25 protein-coding genes are annotated in these 23,476 nt (G+C 62.5%); 4 read left to right on the top strand and 21 right to left on the bottom strand.

Features of this window, described 5'->3' with window-relative positions; all coding sequences use genetic code 11:
* The first annotated feature begins 39 nt into the window (after positions 1 to 39).
* On the top strand, positions 40 to 711 hold the full coding sequence (locus JV18_RS0103025) for an HAD-IA family hydrolase (protein WP_033073362.1): 672 nt from the start codon (positions 40 to 42) through the stop codon (positions 709 to 711).
* Here JV18_RS0103025 and JV18_RS0103030 read toward each other — a convergent pair.
* The 13 genes from JV18_RS0103030 to JV18_RS0103090 form a co-directional block, all read right to left on the bottom strand.
* The gene (locus JV18_RS0103030; RefSeq protein ID WP_033073363.1) at positions 675 to 1,721 is read right to left on the bottom strand and encodes a nucleotidyltransferase domain-containing protein; all 1,047 of its coding nucleotides are present in this window, start codon (positions 1,719 to 1,721) and stop codon (positions 675 to 677) included. The genes JV18_RS0103025 and JV18_RS0103030 overlap by 37 nt on opposite strands.
* Positions 1,718 to 2,584 (bottom strand): HprK-related kinase A, encoded by an 867-nt coding sequence (locus JV18_RS0103035; RefSeq protein ID WP_033073364.1) that lies wholly within the window; start codon positions 2,582 to 2,584, stop codon positions 1,718 to 1,720. Before JV18_RS0103035 ends, JV18_RS0103030 begins: the two co-directional genes overlap by 4 nt.
* A complete protein-coding gene (locus tag JV18_RS0103040; RefSeq protein WP_033073365.1) occupies positions 2,581 to 2,874 on the bottom strand; it encodes an HPr-rel-A system PqqD family peptide chaperone in 294 nt (97 codons plus the stop codon). Before JV18_RS0103040 ends, JV18_RS0103035 begins: the two co-directional genes overlap by 4 nt.
* Positions 2,867 to 3,313, bottom strand: a complete 447-nt coding sequence (locus JV18_RS0103045; protein WP_033073366.1) for a MarR family winged helix-turn-helix transcriptional regulator — start codon at positions 3,311 to 3,313, stop codon at positions 2,867 to 2,869. Before JV18_RS0103045 ends, JV18_RS0103040 begins: the two co-directional genes overlap by 8 nt.
* A 37-nt stretch (positions 3,314 to 3,350) precedes the next feature.
* Positions 3,351 to 5,393 (bottom strand): TonB-dependent receptor, encoded by a 2,043-nt coding sequence (locus JV18_RS0103050; protein ID WP_033073367.1) that lies wholly within the window; start codon positions 5,391 to 5,393, stop codon positions 3,351 to 3,353.
* Positions 5,390 to 6,034, bottom strand: a complete 645-nt coding sequence (gene maiA / locus JV18_RS0103055) for a maleylacetoacetate isomerase (RefSeq protein WP_033073368.1) — start codon at positions 6,032 to 6,034, stop codon at positions 5,390 to 5,392. Before maiA ends, JV18_RS0103050 begins: the two co-directional genes overlap by 4 nt.
* A gap of 8 nt (positions 6,035 to 6,042) precedes the next feature.
* On the bottom strand, positions 6,043 to 7,077 hold the full coding sequence (locus tag JV18_RS0103060) for an SO2930 family diheme c-type cytochrome (protein ID WP_033073369.1): 1,035 nt from the start codon (positions 7,075 to 7,077) through the stop codon (positions 6,043 to 6,045).
* A complete protein-coding gene (locus tag JV18_RS0103065) occupies positions 7,074 to 8,291 on the bottom strand; it encodes a parallel beta-helix domain-containing protein (RefSeq protein WP_052071692.1) in 1,218 nt (405 codons plus the stop codon). The genes JV18_RS0103060 and JV18_RS0103065 overlap by 4 nt, the downstream gene beginning before the upstream one ends.
* Before the next feature lie 131 nt (positions 8,292 to 8,422).
* Complete coding sequence (locus JV18_RS0103070; protein ID WP_033074878.1) at positions 8,423 to 9,121, bottom strand: aspartate/glutamate racemase family protein; 699 nt, start codon at positions 9,119 to 9,121, stop codon at positions 8,423 to 8,425.
* Between the two features lie 100 nt (positions 9,122 to 9,221).
* On the bottom strand, positions 9,222 to 10,646 hold the full coding sequence (locus JV18_RS0103075; RefSeq protein ID WP_033073370.1) for an NAD(P)(+) transhydrogenase (Re/Si-specific) subunit beta: 1,425 nt from the start codon (positions 10,644 to 10,646) through the stop codon (positions 9,222 to 9,224).
* Positions 10,647 to 10,706: 60 nt separating this feature from the next.
* A complete protein-coding gene (locus tag JV18_RS0103080; protein WP_033073371.1) occupies positions 10,707 to 10,988 on the bottom strand; it encodes a proton-translocating transhydrogenase family protein in 282 nt (93 codons plus the stop codon).
* 97 nt (positions 10,989 to 11,085) lie between these two features.
* Complete coding sequence (locus tag JV18_RS0103085) at positions 11,086 to 12,207, bottom strand: NAD(P) transhydrogenase subunit alpha (RefSeq protein ID WP_033073372.1); 1,122 nt, start codon at positions 12,205 to 12,207, stop codon at positions 11,086 to 11,088.
* A gap of 11 nt (positions 12,208 to 12,218) precedes the next feature.
* Positions 12,219 to 12,344: an aa3-type cytochrome c oxidase subunit IV gene (locus JV18_RS0103090; protein ID WP_144243851.1), complete on the bottom strand. Its 126-nt coding sequence runs from the start codon at positions 12,342 to 12,344 to the stop codon at positions 12,219 to 12,221.
* 235 nt (positions 12,345 to 12,579) lie between these two features.
* On the opposite strand from JV18_RS0103090, the gene JV18_RS0103095 reads away from it, so the two are divergent.
* Together JV18_RS0103095 and JV18_RS0103100 are read left to right on the top strand one after the other, a co-directional pair.
* The gene (locus JV18_RS0103095) at positions 12,580 to 14,013 is read left to right on the top strand and encodes a sigma-54-dependent transcriptional regulator (RefSeq protein WP_033073374.1); all 1,434 of its coding nucleotides are present in this window, start codon (positions 12,580 to 12,582) and stop codon (positions 14,011 to 14,013) included.
* A 65-nt stretch (positions 14,014 to 14,078) separates the two neighbouring features.
* Complete coding sequence (locus tag JV18_RS0103100) at positions 14,079 to 14,735, top strand: SRPBCC domain-containing protein (RefSeq protein WP_052071693.1); 657 nt, start codon at positions 14,079 to 14,081, stop codon at positions 14,733 to 14,735.
* Between the two features lie 253 nt (positions 14,736 to 14,988).
* On the opposite strand, the gene JV18_RS0103105 is transcribed toward JV18_RS0103100, so the two are convergent.
* The 7 genes from JV18_RS0103105 to glmM form a co-directional block, all read right to left on the bottom strand.
* Positions 14,989 to 15,369, bottom strand: a complete 381-nt coding sequence (locus tag JV18_RS0103105; RefSeq protein ID WP_033073375.1) for a host attachment family protein — start codon at positions 15,367 to 15,369, stop codon at positions 14,989 to 14,991.
* A 118-nt stretch (positions 15,370 to 15,487) separates the two neighbouring features.
* Positions 15,488 to 16,618 (bottom strand): dihydropteroate synthase, encoded by a 1,131-nt coding sequence (folP, locus tag JV18_RS0103110; RefSeq protein ID WP_033073376.1) that lies wholly within the window; start codon positions 16,616 to 16,618, stop codon positions 15,488 to 15,490.
* Positions 16,619 to 16,716: 98 nt separating this feature from the next.
* Complete coding sequence (locus JV18_RS0103115; RefSeq protein ID WP_033074880.1) at positions 16,717 to 17,859, bottom strand: site-specific DNA-methyltransferase; 1,143 nt, start codon at positions 17,857 to 17,859, stop codon at positions 16,717 to 16,719.
* Between the two features lie 225 nt (positions 17,860 to 18,084).
* Entirely contained in the window at positions 18,085 to 18,639 is a 555-nt protein-coding gene (locus tag JV18_RS0103120) for a ribonuclease HII (RefSeq protein ID WP_052071694.1), read from the bottom strand.
* 32 nt (positions 18,640 to 18,671) lie between these two features.
* Positions 18,672 to 19,814, bottom strand: coding sequence for a bifunctional hydroxymethylpyrimidine kinase/phosphomethylpyrimidine kinase (gene thiD, locus JV18_RS0103125; RefSeq protein ID WP_033073377.1), 1,143 nt, complete (start codon positions 19,812 to 19,814; stop codon positions 18,672 to 18,674).
* 5 nt (positions 19,815 to 19,819) lie between these two features.
* Complete coding sequence (locus JV18_RS0103130) at positions 19,820 to 20,050, bottom strand: DUF1272 domain-containing protein (protein ID WP_033073378.1); 231 nt, start codon at positions 20,048 to 20,050, stop codon at positions 19,820 to 19,822.
* 1 nt (position 20,051) lies between these two features.
* Positions 20,052 to 21,389, bottom strand: a complete 1,338-nt coding sequence (gene glmM / locus JV18_RS0103135) for a phosphoglucosamine mutase (RefSeq protein WP_033073379.1) — start codon at positions 21,387 to 21,389, stop codon at positions 20,052 to 20,054.
* A 108-nt stretch (positions 21,390 to 21,497) separates the two neighbouring features.
* Here glmM and JV18_RS0103140 point away from each other — a divergent pair, with 108 nt between their 5' ends.
* Complete coding sequence (locus JV18_RS0103140) at positions 21,498 to 22,742, top strand: dicarboxylate/amino acid:cation symporter (protein ID WP_033074882.1); 1,245 nt, start codon at positions 21,498 to 21,500, stop codon at positions 22,740 to 22,742.
* A 7-nt stretch (positions 22,743 to 22,749) separates the two neighbouring features.
* Here JV18_RS0103140 and JV18_RS0103145 read toward each other — a convergent pair whose 3' ends face one another.
* Positions 22,750 to 23,451, bottom strand: coding sequence for an NnrU family protein (locus tag JV18_RS0103145; protein ID WP_033073380.1), 702 nt, complete (start codon positions 23,449 to 23,451; stop codon positions 22,750 to 22,752).
* Positions 23,452 to 23,476: the final 25 nt, after the last annotated feature.

Below are 23,476 nucleotides of genomic sequence, written 5' to 3' on the forward strand. Positions count from 1 at the left end.
TGTGCGGTCATGAAAGCGCCGAGACAAAGGACCACCTCCATGACTTTCCCCTTCCCCGTGGTCGGGTTCGACCTCGACGGCACCTTGCTCGACACCAGCGGCGAACTTACCGCCAGCCTGAACCATGCGCTGGCGCAGGCGGGATATCCGCCCCTGTCGGTGGCCGAGGTTCAGGCGCGGATCGGGGGTGGATCGCGCGCCCTGCTGGTCCGTGCCTTTATTCGCCACGGGGCGGAGGCCGCGGGCGAGGCTCTTGCCGAGCGTTATCATCCCATGATGATCGACCATTATCGCGCGAGCATGGGGCAAAACTGCCCTGCCTACCCCGGCCTGATTGAGGCTATGGATGCTCTGGAAGAGCGCGGGGTCACGCTTGCCGTCGCGACGAACAAGGCTGAGGCGCTGGCAAGGCCGCTACTGAAACGGACGGGATTACTGCACCGTTTTCCCGTGGTGCTGGGCGGCGATACACTGGGGCCTGGGCGCGCCAAACCCGCGCCCGACATGTTGATCGAGATGATTGCGCGATGCGGCGGCGGGCGCACCGCCTTTGTTGGCGATTCCATTTATGACGTCACGGCGGCAAAGCGCGCTGACGTCACCAGCATCGCGGTGCGCTTTGGCTTTTCTTCGGCCAGCGTCGAAACTTTGGGCGCTGACCATGTCATCGACCATTATGATGCGCTTGTGCCCTTGCTGGCGTCGCTATGACCCTTGCGCCATTTGATCCATAGGTGTCGCGCCAGCAAGGCGGGCGGCATACGCAGCCAGTGCGAACGAATATAGAAGACCTGTTGAAGCAGGAAATGAGTCGGCCGCCCCCAGTCGTCGCGGGCGAGAAGGCGCGTCTTGAACCAGCGGTCCGCCGGGTCGTGATCATCCCAGGCCGACGGGAGCTTTGCTCCATAAAGATCGCGCGCAAGCCGCGCCGCCCGGCGGACTTCGCCGCGCAGATCATGTTGCAGCGCCCGCGCGTCGAGCTGCTCCCAAAAATCCGCGTCTTCGGCGGAAAAATCACGGGTCAGGCAATGGAAATCCCAAAGATTGCGAAGTCCGCCCTGCAAATCGCCATCAGCCAGCATATGAGCGGCGCAGTGACAAACCATATCGGTTGGGCAGAGTATGGCAAAGCCGCTGTCGAGCCGCACCGCGTCGGCGATCATCGCCAATATGTCGGGGGTCAGCCGGTGGGTGCGCGGCAAAATGGTGTGATGAACGTCGATCATCCGGTCGCGCGCCTGATGGATTAGCGGTGGCAGTTCGTGCATATGTTCGCGGTAATAGGCATCGTCATAGGGATCGGATTTCACCCATTCCCATCCATCTTCGAGCAGCTCATTTTCCGCACGCCCCATATGATGCGCGCCGACCAATATATCGAGGTCGCCGATCTGACGCCCCGCCGCACATGACAGGCCCGCAATGGCATAGGCAGTGCCTTTGAGCAGGACAAACTCGATCCGCTCGGCGGCGAGGGCGCGCCGCGCCATTTCCGCCTCCCAAAGCGCCTGGCGCTGGGCGACGGCGGCGCCAGCCCGCTGGTCGGCGAAGAGCGCAGCGAGCGGCGGGGACAGCGGCGCCATTTCGAGATGGCAGGCAAGCGTTGCGAGCAAGGCTTCGGAACGGGCGACGCCGATGACGCCATCCCACTCGGCGCGCGCCAGCGTCGCTGGATCGCGGCGCCCGGCGAGGAGGTCGACGAGGATACGCGCCGCCTTCATAACGGGGCCTCTGCCCATAATTCTTCGGCGATGGCAATGCCGGTCGCGCTGTCGGGATAGCGGATGGCAAAGGCCGGGGTCGCGCGCACCAATTGGGTGAGCGCGGCAAAGCCCGCCTCCCCCAAGCTGACATAGTTGGTCGATGCCTGAGTCAGCCGTACGAACACCTCCCCCTCCCCCAGCCGCTCGATCGCGGGAGCGCTGCCAAATTGCGGGAAGAGGATGAGGCGCGGGCGGGCAGGGATGTGCATCGCCGTTATGGCGTCGGAGCGCGGGATCAGATGGCGGATATCGCCCTTTGGCGTGCGCGCCAGCAAGGGGCCCAGACGCGCGGGGTCGACGCGCGCCGCCATTTCGGCAATTGCTTCATTCTTCAGGCTGACCGCGCGCGGAAAGCCATAGGCATCGCCGCTGTCGGGCGCGATGAGTGTGAATTCATCGCCCATCAACCGCCAATCCCTTTCGCCCAGCAACGCCGCAAGGGTCGATTTTCCCGACCCCGATTCCCCCGACATAATGAGCGCGCGCCCATCCTGCGCCACCGCGCTGGCGTGAAGAAGCATATGCCGCCGCCACCCTAGCGCGACCTGCAAATTCATCCCCATTTCAGCCGCAAGCAAGCCCATCGACAACGGCAGGGGAAGGGCATCGGGCACAATATAATCGCCCCCGATATGCACCGATGGCCGCAACCAGCGGCGCCAAGGGCGCGATGCAAAAAGGCGTACGGTCGCGTCGGCCGGACGCTCCGCATCCTGCGGATAAGCGGCATAGAGACGATCGAGCGCGGCAATCGGCGCGCGCCAGTCGCTGCCGACACGAAATTGCACGGGGCCGACCGCGAGGCGAATGCTGTGCCTCACCGCGTCTTCACCAGACCTAGCGTGGCCAATTCTTTCAAACGATCGGACAAGATGGCCGCGACATCGGGATCGCCATCATCGTCACCTTGAAGATCAAATTGCTCCGCCAGCCGGTCGGCCAAAGCGGCGGCGGTACAGCCCTGTTGATCCAGCGCCGCCAATATTTCGGGCACGGGTGCGGCGACGAGATGCGTCTGCATCGAGCGACGGTCGAAAATGGCGGTCAATTCGCCCAGCGGCTCGACGCGCAGCGCGTCACGAGGCGGAGCGCAATAAATGCGCTCAATCATAATCTTCGGCAGCGGCAATCAGTTTGGCAAGAATCGACATCAAGGTTGCGCGTTCGCTAGCGCTGATCTGCGCTTCGAGCCGTTCTTCGCTTGCCAGCGCGGCGGGAACAATCATGTCGTAAAGCGAGCGTCCGGTTTCGGTGAGTTCGAGATGGTGCGAACGCCCATCGGCCTCATGCGCCTGACGCGCGATCAAACGCCGGTCGGCGAGCACCTTGGCCGCGCGGTTGACCGTTACCTTGTCCATGCGCGTCGCCTCGACCAGTTCGCGCTGGGTCATCGGCTTTCCTTCGCCCAGCACCGCCATCAACCGCCATTCCGGAATTTTGAGGCCGAAGCGATTTTGATATTCCGTCGCAATGCGGCCCGACAACGCGTTCGACGCGATCGAGAGGCGATAAGGCAGAAAATTATCGAGGTTGAGCGTCTTGGCAGCCATGCGTCATCCTATCGCCTAAGCCTTGGCGGTCAAATCATCAGAAATGGGCGCGCGCGCCAAGCCATAATGTGCGCGGCGTCGCCCGTTCAATCAGCCCCGATGCGGAGATGGAAGCGGGGACCAGTTCGTCAAAAATATTCTCGCCGCGCGCCTCGATACGGAAATTCTTCAGCACTCGCACCCACAGGCCGGCGTCGAGGGTCAGCGCATCGTCCAGCCTTTGCAGGCCGAGATCATCCTCGTTCTGGCTGCCGATATAGCGCAAGGTGGCAAAGCCGCCGACTGGCAGCCATTCATCATGAGTACGCAGTGACAGGCTACCACCATTTTTGGCGATTTGTGCAGGCCGCCGACCGTCGAGCTGGGCGGCGGCGCCCGACGCATCCACGCGCGCATCGGTAAACGCCCAGGTCGCGCGCAGCGATAGCGGACCGATATGCTGCTCTGCGGCGAATTCCAGCCCCTTGGCGTCGATGGCGTCGAGATTCTGCCGCTCGTTCAAATTGGTGCCAATGGTGACATTGGCAATGGGATTTTCCAGCTGATTGAGAAAGCCTGTCAGCGACAGGAAGGTGCCGCCATTGTCCCATTCCACTCCGGCTTCGCCGCCCCACAATGTTTCGGGCGCAAGATCGGGATTGGCGAGCGTGGTCTCGGCACCGACGCGATAGGGGCGGTAAAGCTCGTTGAGCGTGGGCAGCCGCCAGCCCCGATAGGCGGCGGTGCGCAGCGCGACCCGCCCCATATCATAGCGCAGCCCGGCGCGGCCGCTGCCTTCCCAACCCGTTCGAGCAGGAAAGCGGAGGTCGAGCGTCGGTGCGCCGCCAATCGGCGCCTCACGGCGATAGCCAGTGCCGAGGGACCAGCGGTCGAGCCGCCCACTCAACGTCCAGAGCAGCCCCTGACCGGCCTCGCCCTCGCTCCATTGGGCATAGGCGCCGATGACATCGCTGGTGCCCCCCGCGCTGCGGTGACGGTTGGGACGGAAGTTGGTGAAGAAATAATCTTCCTCGGTGCGGCCCACCGTCCGCCGCCAATCGGCGCCGATGCGCAGCAGATTTCTGTCATGGATCGCTGGGCGCAGTTCAACGCGCGCGCCCAGCCCCGTTGCGGGGACGCGCTGCTGAAGCGCGGGATTGGCACTGTCGCGGTCGGCAGAAACACTGGCAAAGCCGCTTTCAAATTCGCGAAGCTGGACATAGGCCAGCGCCATCCATTGGGTGCCGCCATCGAGCTCTTGAAGATAGCGCACACTGGCATCAAGGCCGTCGATCTTGCTGGCCGTATAGTCGACACCCCGGTCGCGCCGGTCAGAAAAGCCGCGCAGGCTCGCCTCGACCCGACCGCTGTCCCCGGTATCGAAGCGCAGCCGGATGCCCGCCCCGCCCTGCTCATAAGGCGCTGCACGATCAACAGCGCCGCGTTGGCCGGAGACGATGGGAATGAAGCCGTCGCCGCGGGCGTAACGCGCGTCGAGCGCAACTTCGCCGCTGCCGAGCGCTCCGCCCGCCGAAAGGCCGGTATCGAGGCTGTTATGGCTGCCATAAGCCGCACTCGCTTCGACCCCGTCGGTCATTTCGGAATGAAGGCCGATCGTGCCCGCGAGCGCGCCGGAACCGTCGGCGCCGCTTCCACCACCGCGCGCAATGATCACGCCGCCAAGACGGATCGCATCATAGGCGCTCCACGCCACCCAGCCGCCAAAGGGATCGGCCTGCGGAATGCCATCCAATGTGACCAGCGCGCGGCTCGACGCATTGCCGCCAAGCCCGCGCAGCGTCACTCCCTGGCTGGTCGGATGCGCGCTGCGCCCGTCCGAGCGGCGGAACTGGACGAGCCCGGCCTCGTCGCGCAGGCGGTTTTCAAGGCGCGCGCCCAGCCCATGATCAAGAGGCACAATAGAGCTGGTGGATTGCACCCGGTCAGCCGGCGACGGTGAGAGCAGGCCTGCACCGGTGACCAATATTTCCTGCAGCCTCCGTGGTTGATGATAGAATAGGATGGACTCAGCCTCCGCCTCCCCTTGCGACGGAGCAGCCTGCGCCGCGAGGGCTGCTGCGCTGACAAGCGATAGCATCATCCGGGCTTCACCGCTTCCGGACGCGCGCGCTGAAAAGCTTCCAGTTCCATGCAGGCCGCCTCTATCGCGGATAGGCGCGGATAGGGTGCGAGATCGACCTCGAAACGGCGGGCATTATAGATTTGCGGGACAAGGCAGATATCGGCGATGCCGGGCGCGTCCCCGCCAAGGAATGACCCCTCGCCTGCCATGGCTTCGAGCGCGTCAAAGCCTTCGACGATCCAGTGGCGATACCAGCGGTTCTTGGTTTCCTCGTTCAGCCCCAGATCCTTGGTCAGATATTTGAGCACGCGCAAATTGTTGAGCGGATGAATGTCGCAGGCGATGACATTGGCCTGCGCCAGCGCAACCGCGCGTGGCATCGCCTCTTCGGGAATCAGCCGGGGTTCGGGACAGGCGCGGTCGATCCAGTCGATAATTGCCATACTCTGAATGATCGTCTGTCCATCGGCGACGAGCATCGGCACAAAGCCCTGGGCATTTTGTTCAAGATAGGCGTCGCTGCGCTGTTCGCCCGCGATCAGGCTGACCTCGACATTGTCATAGGTCAGCCCTTTCAGATTGAGCGCGATACGAACGCGGTAGCTCGCCGAGGAACGAAAATAGCCATGGAGGGTGAGCGATGTGGGGGCATGAGTCATGGGGGAGACTAATGCTTGGATTCAGGCATCTCCGCAATCCATTGCCGCAATAAATCCGCCCCTTCGCGGTGGACGCTCGCGCGTCCGACCTCGGGCATGGCGATACCGGGGTCGAGGCTTTCCAGCCGATAGATCAGGAAGCTTTGTTCCGGCTGGCCGGGCGCAATGGCAAATTCCATCCCTCCACTTCCGCGCCCGGCAGCCGTCGGGCGCTTGTTGATCCCATAGTTGACGCCCGCCGGATCGTCGGTCCAGCGCAGAAAAAGGCCGCTGTTCGACGCGCTGCCCTGCGGATTATGGCAATGGGCGCAATTGACGTCGAGATAAGCGCGCGCGCGGGTCGCGACGCTGCCGCTTGCAGGATCGTCCCAGCGCGGCATGGCGGCCATCCCCGGCGGAGGCGCAGGAATATAGCGGGCAAATTCCGGCAGGCGCGCGGCGTCGCCAAAGTCGATATTCGCCGCCTTTGGCCCGATGGGGACGATTTCGCCGGACAGGCTGTGGCATTCCTTGCACTGGTTGCGGTTCGGGACGGGATAACGAATGTCGAGCTTCTCGCCCGATGGCGTGGTAAAGCTGACCGGCACGCGCCGCCCGCCCAGCACCAAAGTCGCATCGCGGCCATCCGCGTCCCAGACATAGGGAAGCGCCGCCCAACCCTCGGCGCGGTGGATGAGGAGTCGCGTTTCGACCGGACGCCCTTCGTTCCAGTCGGCCCAGCCAAAACTTTTTACGATCACTGTGCCGACAGGGAAGACATAACGCCCATCCTTGTCCACGCTCACTTTTTTGCCCGCTGGCACCCATATGGCGCGAAGCTTGTCGGCATAATCGCTGAACAGCGGCGTATGCAGCGTATAGGGCAGCATCGCGTCGACCGGGCGCGCGGATGCCATGTCGAACAGCCCGAATTCGGACAATTTGCGCGGCATGGCGTTGCTGTCGATCAGGGCCTGATCGGGAATCTCCTTGCCCAGATTGGCGCCCGCCGATCCGCTTGCACAAAGCAGCGCGGCGACAAGCGCCGCCGTAATGCGCTTCATCGAACTTTAGCCTCCATGCTTTCAGGCAGGCGGATTTCGGGAAGCGCGGCCGGCGCCTCTCCCTTGAGCACGACGGGCGCCGGCTGCGCCGCGGTCAGCGGCGCCTTTACATCGGCGAGGCTGAGCGAGAGCACGCCAACATCCTCGTTGACGAGGGCATCGCCCGCGCCGTCCCACAAGATAGGCGGGATGGCGCCGCCCAGCGCGGCGGCAATTTCGGCGCCGCCCGGAAAGGCCGGGGCATAGCCCGCCTTGCCATGCTGATTGTCACGCACGACGATAGCGCGGGGCAAGGGCTGGTAATCGGGGTCCTGATACTCGTAGCGATAGCCGACCAGCATCACATTGGCGGTGCCATTGTCATCGAACACATTGTCGAAAATCTCGACATTGCGGTTCGCCATGACAAGCACACCGGTTCCGGTCGGCACACTGGCAACAATATTCCCCTGGGGCGCGAAATTGGGGGTGCTGTTGTCGGTGATCTCATTGCCGAAGACGCGGACATTATGCCCGCCCTGCATCGGCAGGCTGGGTAGATCGAAAACCAAGATGCCGCCGGTGTTCTTGGTCGCGATATTGTCGCGCACATCGGCATTATAGCTATTTTCTATCTCGATCCCCGCGACGTTTTCGACCGCGGTTGAATTGCGAACGATGATATTTTTCGACTGGCCGACATAAATGCCTGCATCCGATGCACCGCGCACATAGACGCTGTCGACCAGCACATCGCTGCTTTCGACCGGATAAATGCCATAGGCGCCGTTGCTTTCCTTTGGCCCCGCCGTCCATTCGACGCGCAGCTTGTGATAGACAATGCGGTCCGCGCCCTTGGACTTGATGCCGTCGCCCTTCGAATTGATCACCGCAAATTCGGTGAGATAGACGTCGTCGGACGTCACCAGCAGACCTTCGCCCGCGCCCTGTTGTCCGGTAAAATCCAGAATGGTGCCGTCTGGCCCTGCTCCGGCGCCGCGCAGCGTAACGTTATCGACATCAAGGGACAGCCCGTCGGTCAGTTTCCATACGCCTGCCGCCAATTGAATTGTGTCGCCGGGTTCGGCGAGGATCAACGCTTCCTGAAGCTTTTCATTCGCGTCCGTGCCGCTTGCGCTCACCTCGATCACACCCGCCGAAGCAGGGGCGCTCACGCAGATCGCCGCCGCCACAGCGCCGCAAATTGCCAGATGGTCAAAGCCAATGATTCGCATAACACTCTCCCTTATCCCCATCAGGATGCGCCAAGCGCTTGGGAAAGCCAAGAGTGGTATTGACATGGGCGTCAGCAGGCAGGCCCACCGGCGAGATACCTCAAGCCGGGTCCGCTAACGGAAGCGATAAGTCAGGGCGCCGCGCCGAGAATCCAGTTGACGCCCGCTTCTGCATGAAAGCGCAGCGTGTCATAAATGGGGAGAACATTGGCTTCGGAATCGACTAGCATGTTCAGTTCCGTGCTGGCGAGGATCAGCGCGTCGATGTCCTGTTTGGCGATGTCGGTGATGAAGGTTCGCATGGTGCGCCGCGATTCCTGCGTCACCTTGCCCTGCATCAATTCGTCATAAATGATCGCATCAATGACGTCGGCGCGCGCATCATCATAGGGAGCAAGCGTGATGCCATGGCGGACAATCTGCTGGCGGAACCAGGATTCGGTCATGACATTGCGCGTACCGATGATGGCGGCGGATTTGACCCCGTCCGCGCGCATTTTCTCGCCCGTTCCATCGACGATGTGCAGCAAGGGGATCGAGATGGCATCCGCCACATCGTTCGCCAGCTTGTGCATCGAATTGGCCGCAATCATCAACGCCGTCGCCCCGGCGGCTTCCAGCCGCTGCGCCGACTGGGTCAATATGGTGCGGGCATGATCCCATTGCTCTGGCGTGGTGAGACGCGAAAGATCGCAATAATTCAGGCTCTCCAAGAGGATCGGCGCGGAACAGGATGGCCCGACGCGCCTTTGCACCCCCTGATTTATGCGGCGGTAATAAAGCTCGGTCGACGCCCAGCTCATTCCGCCGATCAAACCGATCTTCCGCATCGCCATTGCCCCTTTTTATTGTCCGACCAGCTTCGGAAAAGCGCGATGACAGTCTAGGCTGCCATTCCTTTCCAACTCTTTGCCGTGACGGGGCTTCAGGTCAATGCCCGCCGCTAATTGCCTTCACGATATCGTCGGCCATTTTCTTGGCATCGCCGAGCAGCATCATCGTCTGATCCATGTAGAAAACGTCATTGTCCACCCCGGCATAGCCGACGCCGCCCATTGAACGTTTCACGAAAAGGATGGTCTTTGCCTTTTCAACGTCGAGGACTGGCATGCCATAGATCGGCGAGGTCTTGTCAGTCTTTGCCGCCGGATTGGTCACGTCATTCGCGCCGATGACGAAAGCGACATCGCATTGGGCGAATTCATTGTTGATATCTTCCAGCTCGAACACCTCGTCATAGGGGACATTGGCTTCGGCAAGCAGGACATTCATATGGCCGGGCATACGGCCCGCGACCGGATGGATGGCATATTTGACGTTCACGCCTTCCTTTTTGAGCAGGTCCGCCATTTCGCGCAGCGCATGCTGCGCCTGCGCCACCGCCATGCCATAGCCGGGAACGATGATGACATTTTCGGCCTGCGTCATCAGGAAGGCCGCATCGTCGGCGCTGCCCGGTTTCCACGGACGCTGTTCCTTTGCCGCGCCGCCCGCACCGCCAGCATCCTCAGCGCCAAAGCCGCCCGCGATCACGCTGATGAAGCTGCGGTTCATCGCGCGGCACATGATGTAGGAAAGAATGGCTCCCGATGCGCCAACGAGCGCGCCGGTGATGATCATCGCGGTATTGCCAAGGGTGAAACCCATCGCCGCCGCAGCCCAGCCCGAATAGCTGTTGAGCATCGAGACCACGACCGGCATATCGGCGCCGCCGATCGGGATGATCAGCAGGAAACCGATCAGGAAGCTGAGCCCCGTGACCGTCCAGAAGACCCAAGGCGACTGATCGAGAGTGAAATAGGCCACCAGACCAATGATCGCCGCCAGCGTTCCCAGATTGATGAGATGGCGCAGCGGAAGAAGGATCGGGGCGCCCGACATATTGCCGTTGAGTTTCAGAAAGGCGATGACCGAGCCGGAAAAGGTGATCGCACCGATGGCGATGCCGAGGCCCATTTCGACGCGGCTGACGGTGAAGATCTGCCCCGCTTCATCCGCAATGCCGAAAGCGCCGGGGTTAAGATAGGCAGCGGCTGCGACCGCGACCGCGGCAAGGCCGACAAGGCTATGAAATGCGGCGACAAGTTGCGGCATGGCAGTCATGGCTATCTTGCGCGCCATGACGATCCCGATCACCGCCCCGATGGCGATCGCTCCCAGAACCTCGACGGGATTGGCGAGTTCATGGGTAAGCAAGGTGGTAATGACGGCAATCGCCATCCCCGCCATGCCAAAACGGTTGCCCCGACGCGACGAAGCCGGCGAAGACAGGCCTCGCAGCGCCAGAATAAAGCATATCCCGGCAACGAGATAGGCCAGCGCCACCCAAGGATTGATCGGTGCCAATTCGTGCATGATGTAACTTCCCCTGTCGAACCGCAGCCGCGGTTCGTGAAATCCTGTTATCGCCGCGCCTTAGCGCTCTTTCTTCTTGTACATCGCCAGCATGCGCTCGGTGACCGCAAAGCCCCCGAAAATATTGATGCTCGCCATAACCACCGCCGCGAGGCCAAGCCATTTGGAGGTGGCGGAGCCCGCAGCTGCGCTGGCGATCAGCGCGCCGACAATGATCACCGATGAAATGGCGTTGGTCACGCTCATCAGCGGCGTGTGCAGCGCCGGGGTCACCGACCAGACGACGAAATAGCCGATGAAACAGGCCAGAATGAAAATCGAAAAAATGGAAATAAAGTCCACGGCACGTTTCCTTTGCTAATTTCGCTGGCTTTGGCTGGTCGCCCGCTGCATCCGGCTTGCCGATGCAAAAAGGCGAGTGCTGACGACGCCCTCCTCGTCAGCCCAGCAAACGTTCGTTCACAACCTTTCCGCCCTGCGTCAGCCGGACGGCATTGCCGATTTCCTCGTCGAGCACGGGTTTGCCCGCTTCCTTGTCCCAAAAGGCGGAAAGGAAGTTGAAGAGGTTGCGACTGAAGAGCGCGCTGGTATCGGCGGGCATCAACGCCGCGATATTGCGTGCACCGATTACGGTGACGCCGTGGATGCGCTTTGTTTCGCCCGGCGCCGACCCTTCGACATTGCCGCCGCTTTCGGCCGCCATATCGACGATCACACTGCCGCTTCGCATCGTCGCAAGCTGAGCATCTGTAATCAAGCGCGGCGCGGGGCGCCCCGGAATGAGCGCAGTGGTGATGACGATATCCTGTTTGGCGATGTGCGAGGACACAAGTTCAGCCTGCGCCGCCTTATATTCATCGGACATTTCGGTGGCATAGCCGCCAGCGCCCTCGCCCTCGATCCCCGCGACATTTTCGACGAAGATCGGCTTTGCGCCCAGGCTGAGTATCTGTTCCTTGGTCGCTGAACGCACATCGGTCGCGCTGACCTGTGCGCCGAGGCGGCGGGCGGTGGCGATGGCCTGAAGCCCCGCGACGCCGACGCCCATGACAAAAGCCTTGGCCGCACTGACGGTTCCGGCGGCGGTCATCATCATCGGGAAGGCACGGCCATAGGCGTTGGCTGCCATCAGCACCGCCTTGTAACCCGCCAGATTGGCCTGGCTGGACAAAATATCCATCGACTGCGCGCGCGTGATGCGCGGCATGAATTCCATCGCCAGCGCTTCCAGCCCCAGCTTGGCATATTCATCAACCCGTGCGCGCTCGCCAAAGGGGTTGAGCCCCGCCGCAAGCCAGGCGCCTTCGGCAAAGCCCTTCAGCCCTTTGGGATCGGGTCCCTGGATGGCGAGGATGATGTTGGCGCCCTTGAGCACCTCGGCGCGGCTTCTGACATGTGCGCCGGCCGCGCTGTAATCGGCATCGGCGACCGAAGCTTGCTCCCCCGCCCCGGTTTCAACCGCGACCTCTGCGCCAAGCGCGATAAATTTTTTGACCGTTTCCGGCGTAGCGGCAACACGAGTCTCGCCTGCAGCGAGCTCTTTCAGCACAGCGATGCGCATGGCGGGAACGATCAGGACGCTAACAGGAGAACAACGAATGCGGCGATGATCACCGTCGCGACCGTGCCGAATTTGAGCATGGTGAGAAAGCCAGCATAAGTATCATTTGCAGCTTTCATCTGCTGATCCGCCATCATTTTTCCCCTTTATCTTTTGGTCGGCCCGACTGGCGCAAGGCTGTGCCTAGTCAGAATCGGATATCAATCTGGTCTTAGCCATGCCGTTGCCTAGGCTCAATAGCGGTTTGTGCGCAAAAAAATTGCGGGCGGCCAAGTTTCGCTTTGGCCTTAATCGCCCCTTTACCCCTCGCCCTCTATGCATCGCATTCCACCATATCCGGTTTTGAGCGGCGCAAGGGGCAAATTCAGGTTCATGGCTAGTTCGCGCGATATCCGCACCGTGATGATCGTCGACAGCGAGCCGGCGCAGCAGCGTTTCCTTTCGGCGCTGATCGCGCGCGGGGGCTGGCGCAGCGTGGCGGTGGGCGACACCGACACCGCGCTCGCCAAGCTTGGGACGCAGGAAGGCATGACGCTCGACGCCGTGCTTGTCGATCAAGGCGCGCCGGGAACGCCCCTTCCCGCCTTTATCGCCGAGCTGCGCCGCTGGCGCCCCGCTCTGCCCGTTATCGTCGTGACCATGCGCAACGGGGTTGAAGTAGCGGTCGCCGCCATGCGTGCGGGCGCCAATGATTTTGTGCAGAAGCCGATTGCTCCCGACCGGCTGCTGGGCGCCATCGAGCGTATCATCACCCCCGATGGTCCGCAGGATGAACTCCGCCCGCTGACTGAAAAGCTGCGCGCGCCGCTCGCCTTCGAAGAGATTATCGGGTCCAGCCCGAATTTCCGCAGCGCGCTGGCCATTGCCGCCAAGGCCGCACGCGCCCGCGTTCCGGTGCTGATCAATGGACGTCCCGGCACGGGCAAGGAAGTGTTCGCCCGCGCTATTCACAGCGCCAGCCCGCGCGCCCGCGCCCCGCTGGTGATGGTCGATTGTTCGGCGGTTTCGCCCGGCCTGATCGGATCGGGCTTGTTCGGCCATGAACGCGGCGCCTTTGCGGGGGCTTTTGACCGGCAGATCGGGCGATTGGTCCAGGCCGATGGCGGCAGCATCATCATCGACCATGTCGAATGCATCCCGCTCGACACGCAGGCGCAGCTCGTCGAATTTCTGAACAGCGGCGAAGTGCAGATGATCGGCGGCGCGATCCGGCAAAGCGTCGATGTGCGGATCATCGCGACCAGCGCCAGCCCGCTCGACAAGCTGATCGAGGCGGGACACTTCCGCGAAGACCTCTACTACGCCCTGTCGGCCGCGCATCTGACGCTTCCGTCGCTGAGCGAGCGGCGCGGCGATGTCGGCCCGCTTACCCGGCACCTGCTCAACCGCATCAGCGGGCTTCCCGGGATGAGCCAGATCGGCATTACCGACGATGCCTTGCGCCTGCTCGCCGCCTATGCCTGGCCCGGCAATGTTCGGCAGCTTCAGGATGTGCTGTTCCGCGCGGCGGTTGCCAGTGCAACGGGCGTGCTTACGGCGGCTGATTTTCCGGCAATCGACGGCGCGCTCGGAGGCGTCGGCGCGACGAGTGATGCCCAGGTGGCGATCAATGGCGAAGCCATTGGCGTGACACTTTACCTGCCCGACGGCAATTTGCGCCCGCTGGAAGATATTGAAGCCGATGTCATCCGCCTCGCCATCGGCCATTACCGGGGCCGAATGAGCGAAGTCGCGCGGCGGCTGGGTATCGGGCGTTCGACCCTTTATCGCAAGCTGAGCGATCTGGGAATCGACACCGCTGCCTGACCTGTAAATATGGACTTAGTTGTGGAATGACTATGCTTCGCCGGCGCTAGCGAAGGGGTTGATCAATGCAGTTTCCAAGCGATGACCACGAACATATGACCATTCGCGGGGTCAAGAATGTTACGCATGATGGCGTCGCCGCCCGCGCGACCATCATGTGCCGCAATTATGAGACCGATATCGAGGATTTGTGGAACGCCATAAGCGATCCGGAACGGATCGGACGCTGGATGCGCCCCATCAGTGGCGAATTGAGGCTTGGCGGCCATTATCAACTGAAAGACAATGCCCACGGCACGATAAACGAATGTATCCCGCCGCGCCGTTTTGCCGCGACATGGGAATATGGCGCGCAGCTGAGCTGGATCATTGTCGAACTGGAAAAATTGGGTGCCGATCGCACGCGGCTGAACCTGCGCCATATTGCGCCCTCAACCGCGCAGTCGAATGATTTCTGGGGTCGTTTCGGTCCGGGCGGCGCCGGAATCGGCTGGGACCTGACTCTGCTGATCCTCGGACTGCACCTGAGCAGCGGGGGATTGGTCGATCCTGCCCAAGCGGATGCCTGGATCCCCAGCGCTGAAGGCCAGCGCTTTATCGCCAGCATCAGCGACGCCTGGGTGGAAACCTCCATCGCCTATGGCACCGCGGTGGAGGCAGCGCGCGAGGCGGGCGCCAATGCCGCCGCCTTCTATACCGGGGAAATGCCGCGCGAGCGATAAGCCCCTTTCATCGCGCGTGGTCGTCGATCTTCTTTCCGCCGAATTCGGGATCAGCCAAGCCGCGGTCCAGCATTTGCGTATTTTGCGCGAAAGCGGCTTTGCTAACATGCACACCGAGGGCGCCGCCGCATCTATGCCGTAGCGCCCGAACGGTTCGACGAGATCGCCGCCTGGGTCCACATTTTCGACGGCAGCAGTGGAACCGAAACTCGAAGCGCTGGCTACCTAGGCCGCGCGTGGAGAATGACCGGGATTAGGCGGCGGCGATAGCCTGTTCAATCTGCTGCGTATCAACATTGGTGAGCGTCTTGGGAAGCTCTCCCACCAGGCGCTTTTGTAACTCACCATGATAATGATCGCGCATCACGCCCAAAGTCTGCGGATCGGCAACGATGAGCAGGCGCTCGATGGCGTGGGTGAGCACTTGCTGGTTCAAAAACTCGGCAACGCCAGCGGCATGGCCGCGCTCATCCAGATCCTGCGGCTCGGGATTGGCCCCGCTGCGATTGCTGTCCGAAACCGTCGGACTATCGGCATCGACGAGGTTCAGAATATCCTCGTCCCCATCGTTACGGAAAAGCACGAAACGCTGTCCATCGGCGACGGCTACATGGGTATCATGCGGAATTTTCATCCCTCTCTCCTTGACCAATATGGGCGCGACAGGGCGCCCTTCTTATCAGGGAGACGCATGGTGCGCGCGCGAAGTTGCCCGCCACGCGCGAGAAAGACGAAACAGCGATGAAGATGCGCTAGCGGGTCAGCGCAGCATCGCGCAGCGCCCGCCACATGCGAAGCGCCTGCCGCGTTTCGGGCACATCGTGAACGCGCAGCAATTGCGCACCGCGGTCCGCGGCCTGATAGTGAAGCGCAATACTGCCGCCCAGCCGCGCATCCGCCGGGGCTTCATTGTCGAGCGCGCCGATCAGTCGCTTGCGGCTCGCCGCGAAAAGCAGTGGGCAGCCCAGCGTGTGGAAAAGCGCAAGGCCATTCAGCAGATCGAGATTCTCGCCCACGCCTTTGCCGAAGCCGATGCCCGGATCGAGGATGAGGCGGCTCCGCGCGATTCCCGCCGCTTCGCACGCCGCAATCCGCTCTGCCAGCATGTCGTAAACATCGAAGAGCGCATGGACATAATCGCCGCCTTCATGCGGGTTTGATCCTGCTGAGGGCGCATGCATCAGAATGATGGGGCAGGATGATGCCGCCATCAACTCCAGCGCGCGATCGTCATAACGCAGCGCGGAGATATCGTTGATCACGCCGGCCCCGGCGGCAAGCGCCGCCTCCATCACCGCAGCCTTGCGCGTATCGACCGAGACCGCCACGCCGCCCTTGGCCAATGCGGCGACCACGGGTTCGATCCGCTTGATCTCATCGCCTTCCCACAGCGTTTCCGCGCCGGGCCGGGTCGATTCGCCGCCCACGTCGACGATGGCCGCCCCCGCCGCCCCCATGGCAAAGCCGGCGTCGATGGCCGCAGCGGCATCGATATGCTTGCCTCCGTCGGAGAAGCTGTCGGGGGTTATGTTCAATATCCCCATGATCTGAGGCTCGGCGAGGCGGATGGTGCGGTCGCCCAATTGGAGCGCGCCGCGAGGGTGAGCGAGCGCAGCGCGCTGGGCACCTGCCCCTTCAGCCAGCGCGTCGGGCATAGCAACGATCCACTCGTCGAGATCGGGCACTGCGACAACGGCCGAGCGGATGTGGGCGCCGTCGCGCAAGCTGATATGCCAAGCTGCAAACCAGAGCATCGTGTCGGCGATCCGCAGGCAGGCATCATCCAGCTCATGCGGGCGATCGATGAAGGCGGTGGGGCGCAGGTAAAGGCGCGCAGCCGTTGAGGCTGAAGCGAAATCGCGCTTGGTCAGGGGGGCAAACATGGCGCTTCCTTTGTCGGTCGTTGCCAGCGTCGAGAAGCAGTTCCGGGTGGCTTACGCGATTCTGGATTGCTTCGCTATGCTCGCAAGGACGTTATGCGCTACGCTTCGTTGGCGAGAAGCCAGTCTTGGCGAACGGCGTCGATGACCCGCAATTGCTGCCCATCGTCTATGTGCCAGAAGGTCCAGCCGTTGCAGCTGGGCGCGTTTTGCACGGCAGCGCCGATTTTATGGATCGAACCCGCGGCCTGGCCTTCGCAGTCGAGGCTGCCGTCGACCCGGACGCGCGCTTTCCAGCGGCGCTTGCTATCGGTGAGCAAGGTTCCCGGCGCAATCATGCCGCATTCGACCAGCGTGCCAAAGGCGACGCGCGTTGCCGCCTTGGGCGCCATCATCGTCTTGATTGTGCTTTCATCGAGCGGAAGCGCCATTTCGATGCGCTCTTTCGCGGCGGCGATATAATCGTCCTCGCGCTCGATACCAATATAGTGGCGGCCCAGCCGCTTGGCGACGGCGCCGGTGGTGCCGGTTCCGAAAAAAGGGTCGAGGATCACATCGCCGGGGTTTGAGCAGGCGAGGAGTACACGGTAGAGCAAGGCTTCGGGCTTTTGCGTCGGATGGACCTTGTGCCCGCCCTTTTTCAGCCGTTCCTGCCCCGCGCAAATGGGAATGAGCCAGTCCGAACGCATCTGAAGTTCGTCGTTCAACGTCTTCATCGCGCGGTAATTAAAGGTATAGCGCGATTTTTCGCCCATCGACGCCCATATGAGCGTTTCATGGGCATTGGTGAAGCGCGTTCCCTTGAAATTGGGCATCGGGTTTGCCTTGCGCCAGACAATGTCGTTGAGAATCCAATAGCCATTGTCCTGAAGCGCAGTGCCGACGCGGAAAATATTATGATAGCTGCCGATTACCCAGATGCTGCCATTGGGTTTCAGGATGCGCCGCGCTTCCTTGAGCCACGCATGCGTAAAGCGGTCATAAACGGCGAGACTGTCGAACTTGTCCCAATGATCATTGACCGCATCGACCTGGCTGCCATCGGGGCGATGCAGATCGCCGCCCAGCTGCAGATTATAGGGCGGGTCGGCGAAGATCATATCGACCGACGCGGCAGGAAGCGAACGCATCATTTCAATGCAGTCGCCCTGCAGAATCTTGTCCAGCGGCAGATTGGCTGGCGTCGGACTCGCCTTGGCCGACGCCTTTTTCGCCGGTAGCTTGACCCGTTCCATGACGCCCATTTTCATTCCTCAATTTGCTTCGACAGCGCCATGATGAATCCTTGCGACTCGGCAGTCAAGCACGAGTCGCGGGAGCCGAGCGATGTCGGCGGACCTGCCGGAGGAGAACGAAAGGAGTCTGGCACGACATATGGAGTCGCGGGCGCGGGATGGACTCAACCCATAGTGGTGTGATCTTGTGGACTCACCGGCAAATATTTTTCGCTTTTTCGCGCCCGCGGGCGCTCAGACCAGTTGCATCTGCGCGACGGGAGCGAAACTGTGGCGGTGGTGGGGCGTGGGGCCATGTTCACGAAGCGCCGCCATATGCTCGCGCGTGCCATAGCCCATGTTTCGGTCCCACCCGAAAGCGGGATAATCGCGCGCAGCGGCTTTCATCAGATGGTCGCGATGTTCCTTGGCAATGATGCTGGCTGCCGAGATACAGGGGTGAAGCGCGTCGCCCCCGACAATTGCGCGCGCGGGATAGCGCCAGCTCGGCAGCCGGTTGCCGTCGACAAGGACTTCTCCGGGTTCGCTGCCCAGCGCCTCGACCGCGCGGGTCATGGCAAGGAAAGTCGCCTGCAGGATATTGAGCCGGTCAATTTCCTCGACGCTCGCCAATCCCACGGCCCAGCGGCAGCGCGCCTTTATGTCTTCCTCCAGCGCCGCCCGGCGCTTGGGTGAGAGCTTCTTGCTGTCGTCGAGACCAGGGATACCGCCTTCGCAGAGGATCACGGCCGCAGCGACGACCGGCCCTGCCAACGGGCCGCGCCCGGCCTCATCGACCCCGGCGATCATGGGCGTCCTCACGGACGCAGTCATAGGCGCCATCATATGCGCCACGGCGGGTAACGCCGATATTCGGCGGCCTGAAACAGACAGAGAATATTGCCCGCCGGGTCGTTCAACCGCGCCTCGCGCCAGCCCCAGCTTTCATCGCGCGGCATATGCTCGAAACGCACCCCGCGCCGGGCGAGATAGGCGACCCAGGCGTCGAGCGCGCCCGATTCCAGATAGGTGATCGCGCCGCCTGCCTCACCCGCGCCGACGTGGACCGACAAGGTGACGCCGTTCGCCGCCTCAAAACGCGCATAGCCCTTGTCGGGACTATCGACGATCTGGGTCAGGCCCAATTGGCGGTAAAAGGCGACCGATGCCGCATAGTCTTGCGCGGGCAGGCTGATCTGGTTGAGCGCAGGCCCGGTAAACAACCCGTCATTGCGAACCTTTTGATGTCCCATCGGTCCATGGCCGCTCCCCAGCCCCGGTGCATCATGCAGCGCCAGACGCACAAAATCGCGGGCGCGGGCGATGGCAGGTTCCAGCGGCATGCCGTCGGCAAGCCCCGTCGCGATGGCGCTGGCGAGCGTGCAGCCGGTGCCGTGCATGTGCGGCGTATGGATCCGGGGCGCTTCCCAGCGCGCGACCTCGCCTGCTTCGCGTTCGAGCAGCCGGTCGATGACCATTTCGCCCTCGGCATGGCCGCCCTTGACGAGCAAGGCACAGCCATGCGCCAAGATGGCCTCTTCGCCGCCAAGGGCCTTGAGTTCGTCAAGATTGGGCGTGGCGACCGCGGCGCGGCGCATCAGCGCCCCGAAAGCCGTCACCGTGCCGGGGTCGGCAAGCGCCGCCCCGCTGGTGGTGATCATCACCGGATCGAACACCACAGCGGCGCCTGACATGTCGGGGCGCTGCAACCGTTCCGCAAGCGCCATGGCGGTGTCGGGCGAGCCGATCATGCCGATCTTGACCGCGTCGACGCCAATGTCCGAAACGACCGCGTCAATCTGCGCCATGACCATCTCGGTCGGGACCGGATGGACGGCGGTGACTTCGCGCGTATTTTGCGCGGTGATGGCGGTGATGGCGGTCATTGCATGACCGCCCAGCATCGTTACCGCCTTTATATCGGCCTGTATTCCCGCTCCGCCGCCACTATCAGAGCCGGCGACGATCAATACGCGCGCCGTCATGGCGTTCAGCGCGCGCCCGGATGACGGCGTTCGTCCGAAGCCGGGAAACGCGCAAGCGTGGGCCCGGCGCGCATCGGGCGATCAAGCAGGTCGCCGCCGCAATTGGGGCAAAGTTCGTCCAGCCGATCTGCGCATTTCGCGCAGAAGGTGCATTCCAGCGAACAGATGAAGGCGCCATGCTTATCCGCAGGCAGATCGCACCCGCAACGCTCGCAATCGGGTCGCATTTCTAACATATCAGGAAACTGCCTTTCTTACGGCATCGCAGACCATGTCAACGATGCGTTCCACTTGAGCCGCATCATCGCCTTCGGCCATGACGCGGATGAGAGGTTCGGTGCCCGAGGCCCGAATGACCAGACGGCCACGGTTCGCAAGCTCCGCCTCCCCTTCTGCAATGGCGGCCTTGACCGCCGGATCTTCGAGCGGCGCCCCCTTTTCGAAGCGCACATTTTTCAGCAATTGGGGCACCGCGTCAAATTGATGGAGCAATTCGCTCGCCGCCTTGCCCGTCCGCACCAGCTCGGCGAGCACATGCAGCGCGGCCAGCGTGCCATCGCCGGTGGTCGCATGGTCGGAGAGGATCATATGTCCCGACTGTTCACCGCCGACATTGAAACCGCCCTGGCGCATCCGTTCAAGGACATAGCGGTCACCGACCTTGGTGCGCTCCAGCCGCAATCCCTCTCCCTTCAGAAAGCGCTCCAGACCCAGATTGGACATGACGGTCGCGACAACGCCGCCGCCTTTCAGGCGGCCCTGCCGCGCCCAGCTCGCGCCAATCAGCCCCATGATCTGGTCGCCATCGACAATCGCGCCCTTTTCATCGACGATGATCAACCGGTCGGCGTCGCCGTCAAGCGCCACGCCGACATGCGCACCGCTGGCGACCACCGTATCCTGCAACGCCGCCGGCGCGGTCGAGCCGCAGCGATCATTGATATTGGTGCCATTGGGTTCGACGCCCAGGGGGATGAGGTCGGCGCCCAATTCCCAGAATACGGTCGGCGCGCTGTTATAGGCAGCCCCATTGGCGCAATCGATCACCATTTTCAGCCCGTCGAGCCTTATGTCCCCCGGCAGGCTTTGCTTGACCGCATGGATATAGCGACCGCGCGCATCCTCGATCCGCTTGGCGCGGCCGATCTGGTCGGGCGCGGCGAGCCGCGGCGAGGCGCCCAGCAGCGCTTCGATCTGCATCTCATCCTCGTCCGACAATTTATACCCATCGGGTCCAAACAATTTTATGCCGTTATCGTGAAAGGGATTGTGGCTGGCCGAAATCATCACGCCAAGGTCGGCGCGCATCGACTGGGTGAGCATCGCCACCGCCGGGGTCGGCATGGGGCCGACCTGTACTACGTCCATCCCGACGCTGGTGAAACCCGCGACAAGCGCATTTTCGATCATATAGCCTGACAGGCGCGTATCCTTGCCGATCACGACGCGATGTTTATGCTGGCCGCGCACAAAATGGGCGCCTGCCGCCATCCCGACCCGCATCGCAACCTCCGCCGTCATCGGCGATTGATTGGTGAGACCGCGAATTCCGTCCGTTCCGAAAAACTTGCGCATGTCATCCCCGCTACCTAGAGCCGAAAACAGGGTGGAGGCCCGGCCCGGCTGTCGCGACGGCCCTAGGTCAGCCTCCGTGGCTTGGCAAGTTGGCCGGGGGAATTGAACGTGAAATCGGCATGGATCATCCTGTCGGCGCTGGTGGCGGGAATGCTGCTGGGTGCCGGGATCGAAGCGGCATCGCCCGGCGCGGGGACGGCATCGCTGCCCTTTATCGAACCCTTTGGCATATTGTGGCTCAACGCCCTGAAAATGACGATCATTCCCCTGATCGTCGCGCTGCTCATTACCGGAATCACCGCCACCGCCGACGCCGCCCGCGCCGGGTCGCTGGCGGCACGGGCCGTGGCGATTTTCCTGGTCACCATTTTTCTGTCGGGGTTGATGTCGCTGGTGATGACACCGGTGCTGCTTCGGCTATTCCCGCTTTCATCCAGTGCGGCGGCGGCGCTGCGTGACGGATTGGGCGGCGCAAGCGAAGCGGCGAATTCCCCCAGCTTTTCCGATTTCCTGCTGTCGCTGATCCCTACCAATCCCATCGCGGCAGCCGCTGACACAGCCGTGCTGCCGCTTATCATTTTCACGACCGTCTTTGCCTTTGCCATCACGCGGCTGGCCCCCGAGCAGCGCGCCACCTTGTCTGGTTTTTTCAAGGCGCTGGGTGATGCGATGCTGATCGTGATCGGCTGGGTCTTGGCGCTCGCGCCCTTTGGGGTCTTTGCGCTGGGCTACGCGCTGGCGGTCAAAGCGGGTTTTGCGGCCTTTGGCGGCCTTCTCCATTATGTGCTGATCGTGTCGGGGATTGGCATTTGCGTGATCTTGCTTGCGCTGCTCCTCGCCTGGGCGGTCGTGGGTCTCTCGCTGCCGCGCTTTGCCAAGGCGATGGTGCCGACGCTGGCCGTGGCCATTTCGACGCAAAGCTCGCTCGCCAGCCTGCCTGCCATGCTCGGCGCGGCTGGGACGCTGGGGGTCGATCCGAAAAAAGCCGATATCGTACTGCCACTCGCGGTGGCGCTTTATCGTTTTACCAGCACGGCGATGAATTTGGCCGTGGTCGTCTATATCGCCTGGCTGTTCGGACTGGAGCTTACCATCTGGGAAATGGCGGTCGGCCTCGCGGTGGCGATGGCGGCGGCGCTGAGTGCGGTGAGCCTGCCCGGTTCGATCAGCTTTGTAACCTCGATCGCGCCGATCGCCGTATCCATGGGGGTGCCGGTCGCGCCGCTGGGGCTGCTGGTCGCAGTGGAAACCTTCCCCGATATTTTCCGCACGCTCGGCAATGTCATCGCCAATGTCGCGGTGACCAAATATGCCGCCGACGGGGTGAAGGACGAAGAAGCAGCGTCCGCCTAGAAGCCGTTTATCCCAGCCAGCGCCAGAGGCCCGCCGCCATATAGCCGAGCGCGCCATGCCCCCAGGTGGCGGCGAGCCACAGGGCGATACCGCCGAACAGCGCATGGCCGCGCGGGATGGTATCGCCCCAAGGCGTGATGCCCGACAATTGGCGGCCGAAGGGCATGAAGCTGGTACGCGCCGACCAGTGACGCCAGCAATCGCCCATCAACCGCGCCTTTTTATGATCCTGCCCCGCCGATCCGCCGAGTGCGAGGAGGGCGATGGCGCCTGACAGGATGAATTGCGAGGGCGTCGGCACCACCATCGCATGGGCCAGACCCCATAAGGCAAAAGCCCACATCATCGGATGGCGGGTGACCGCATAGACGCCGCGCGGCGCCGCTTGGGCGATTTTGGGCGCGGCGGGCGTCGGGAGCGCTGGGTTGCCGATGAGCGAGCCCATGAACAATATGCTCGCAAACAGCATGATCGCCGTAGCCACCGCCCACAGCGGGTCGCCTACGGCCCATAGCGGTACTTCGGCAGGAACGCCCCGCCACGCCTGAACGAGCATGATCAGCGTTGCGATGGCGATGATCGAATAGACGATGCGAAACCCTCCCTCGCCCAGCTGCGCAACCAGCGGTGCGCGCAACGGGTGCGAGAGGAGGAAATGCGAGCCGACAAAAAGCGCACATGTGACGATCAGCAGATTTATCGGCTCCATCGGCGCTCCTTATGCGGGGGCTTCA

The sequence above is a fragment of the Sphingopyxis sp. MWB1 genome, from assembly GCF_000763945.1.
GTDB lineage: Bacteria > Pseudomonadota > Alphaproteobacteria > Sphingomonadales > Sphingomonadaceae > Sphingopyxis.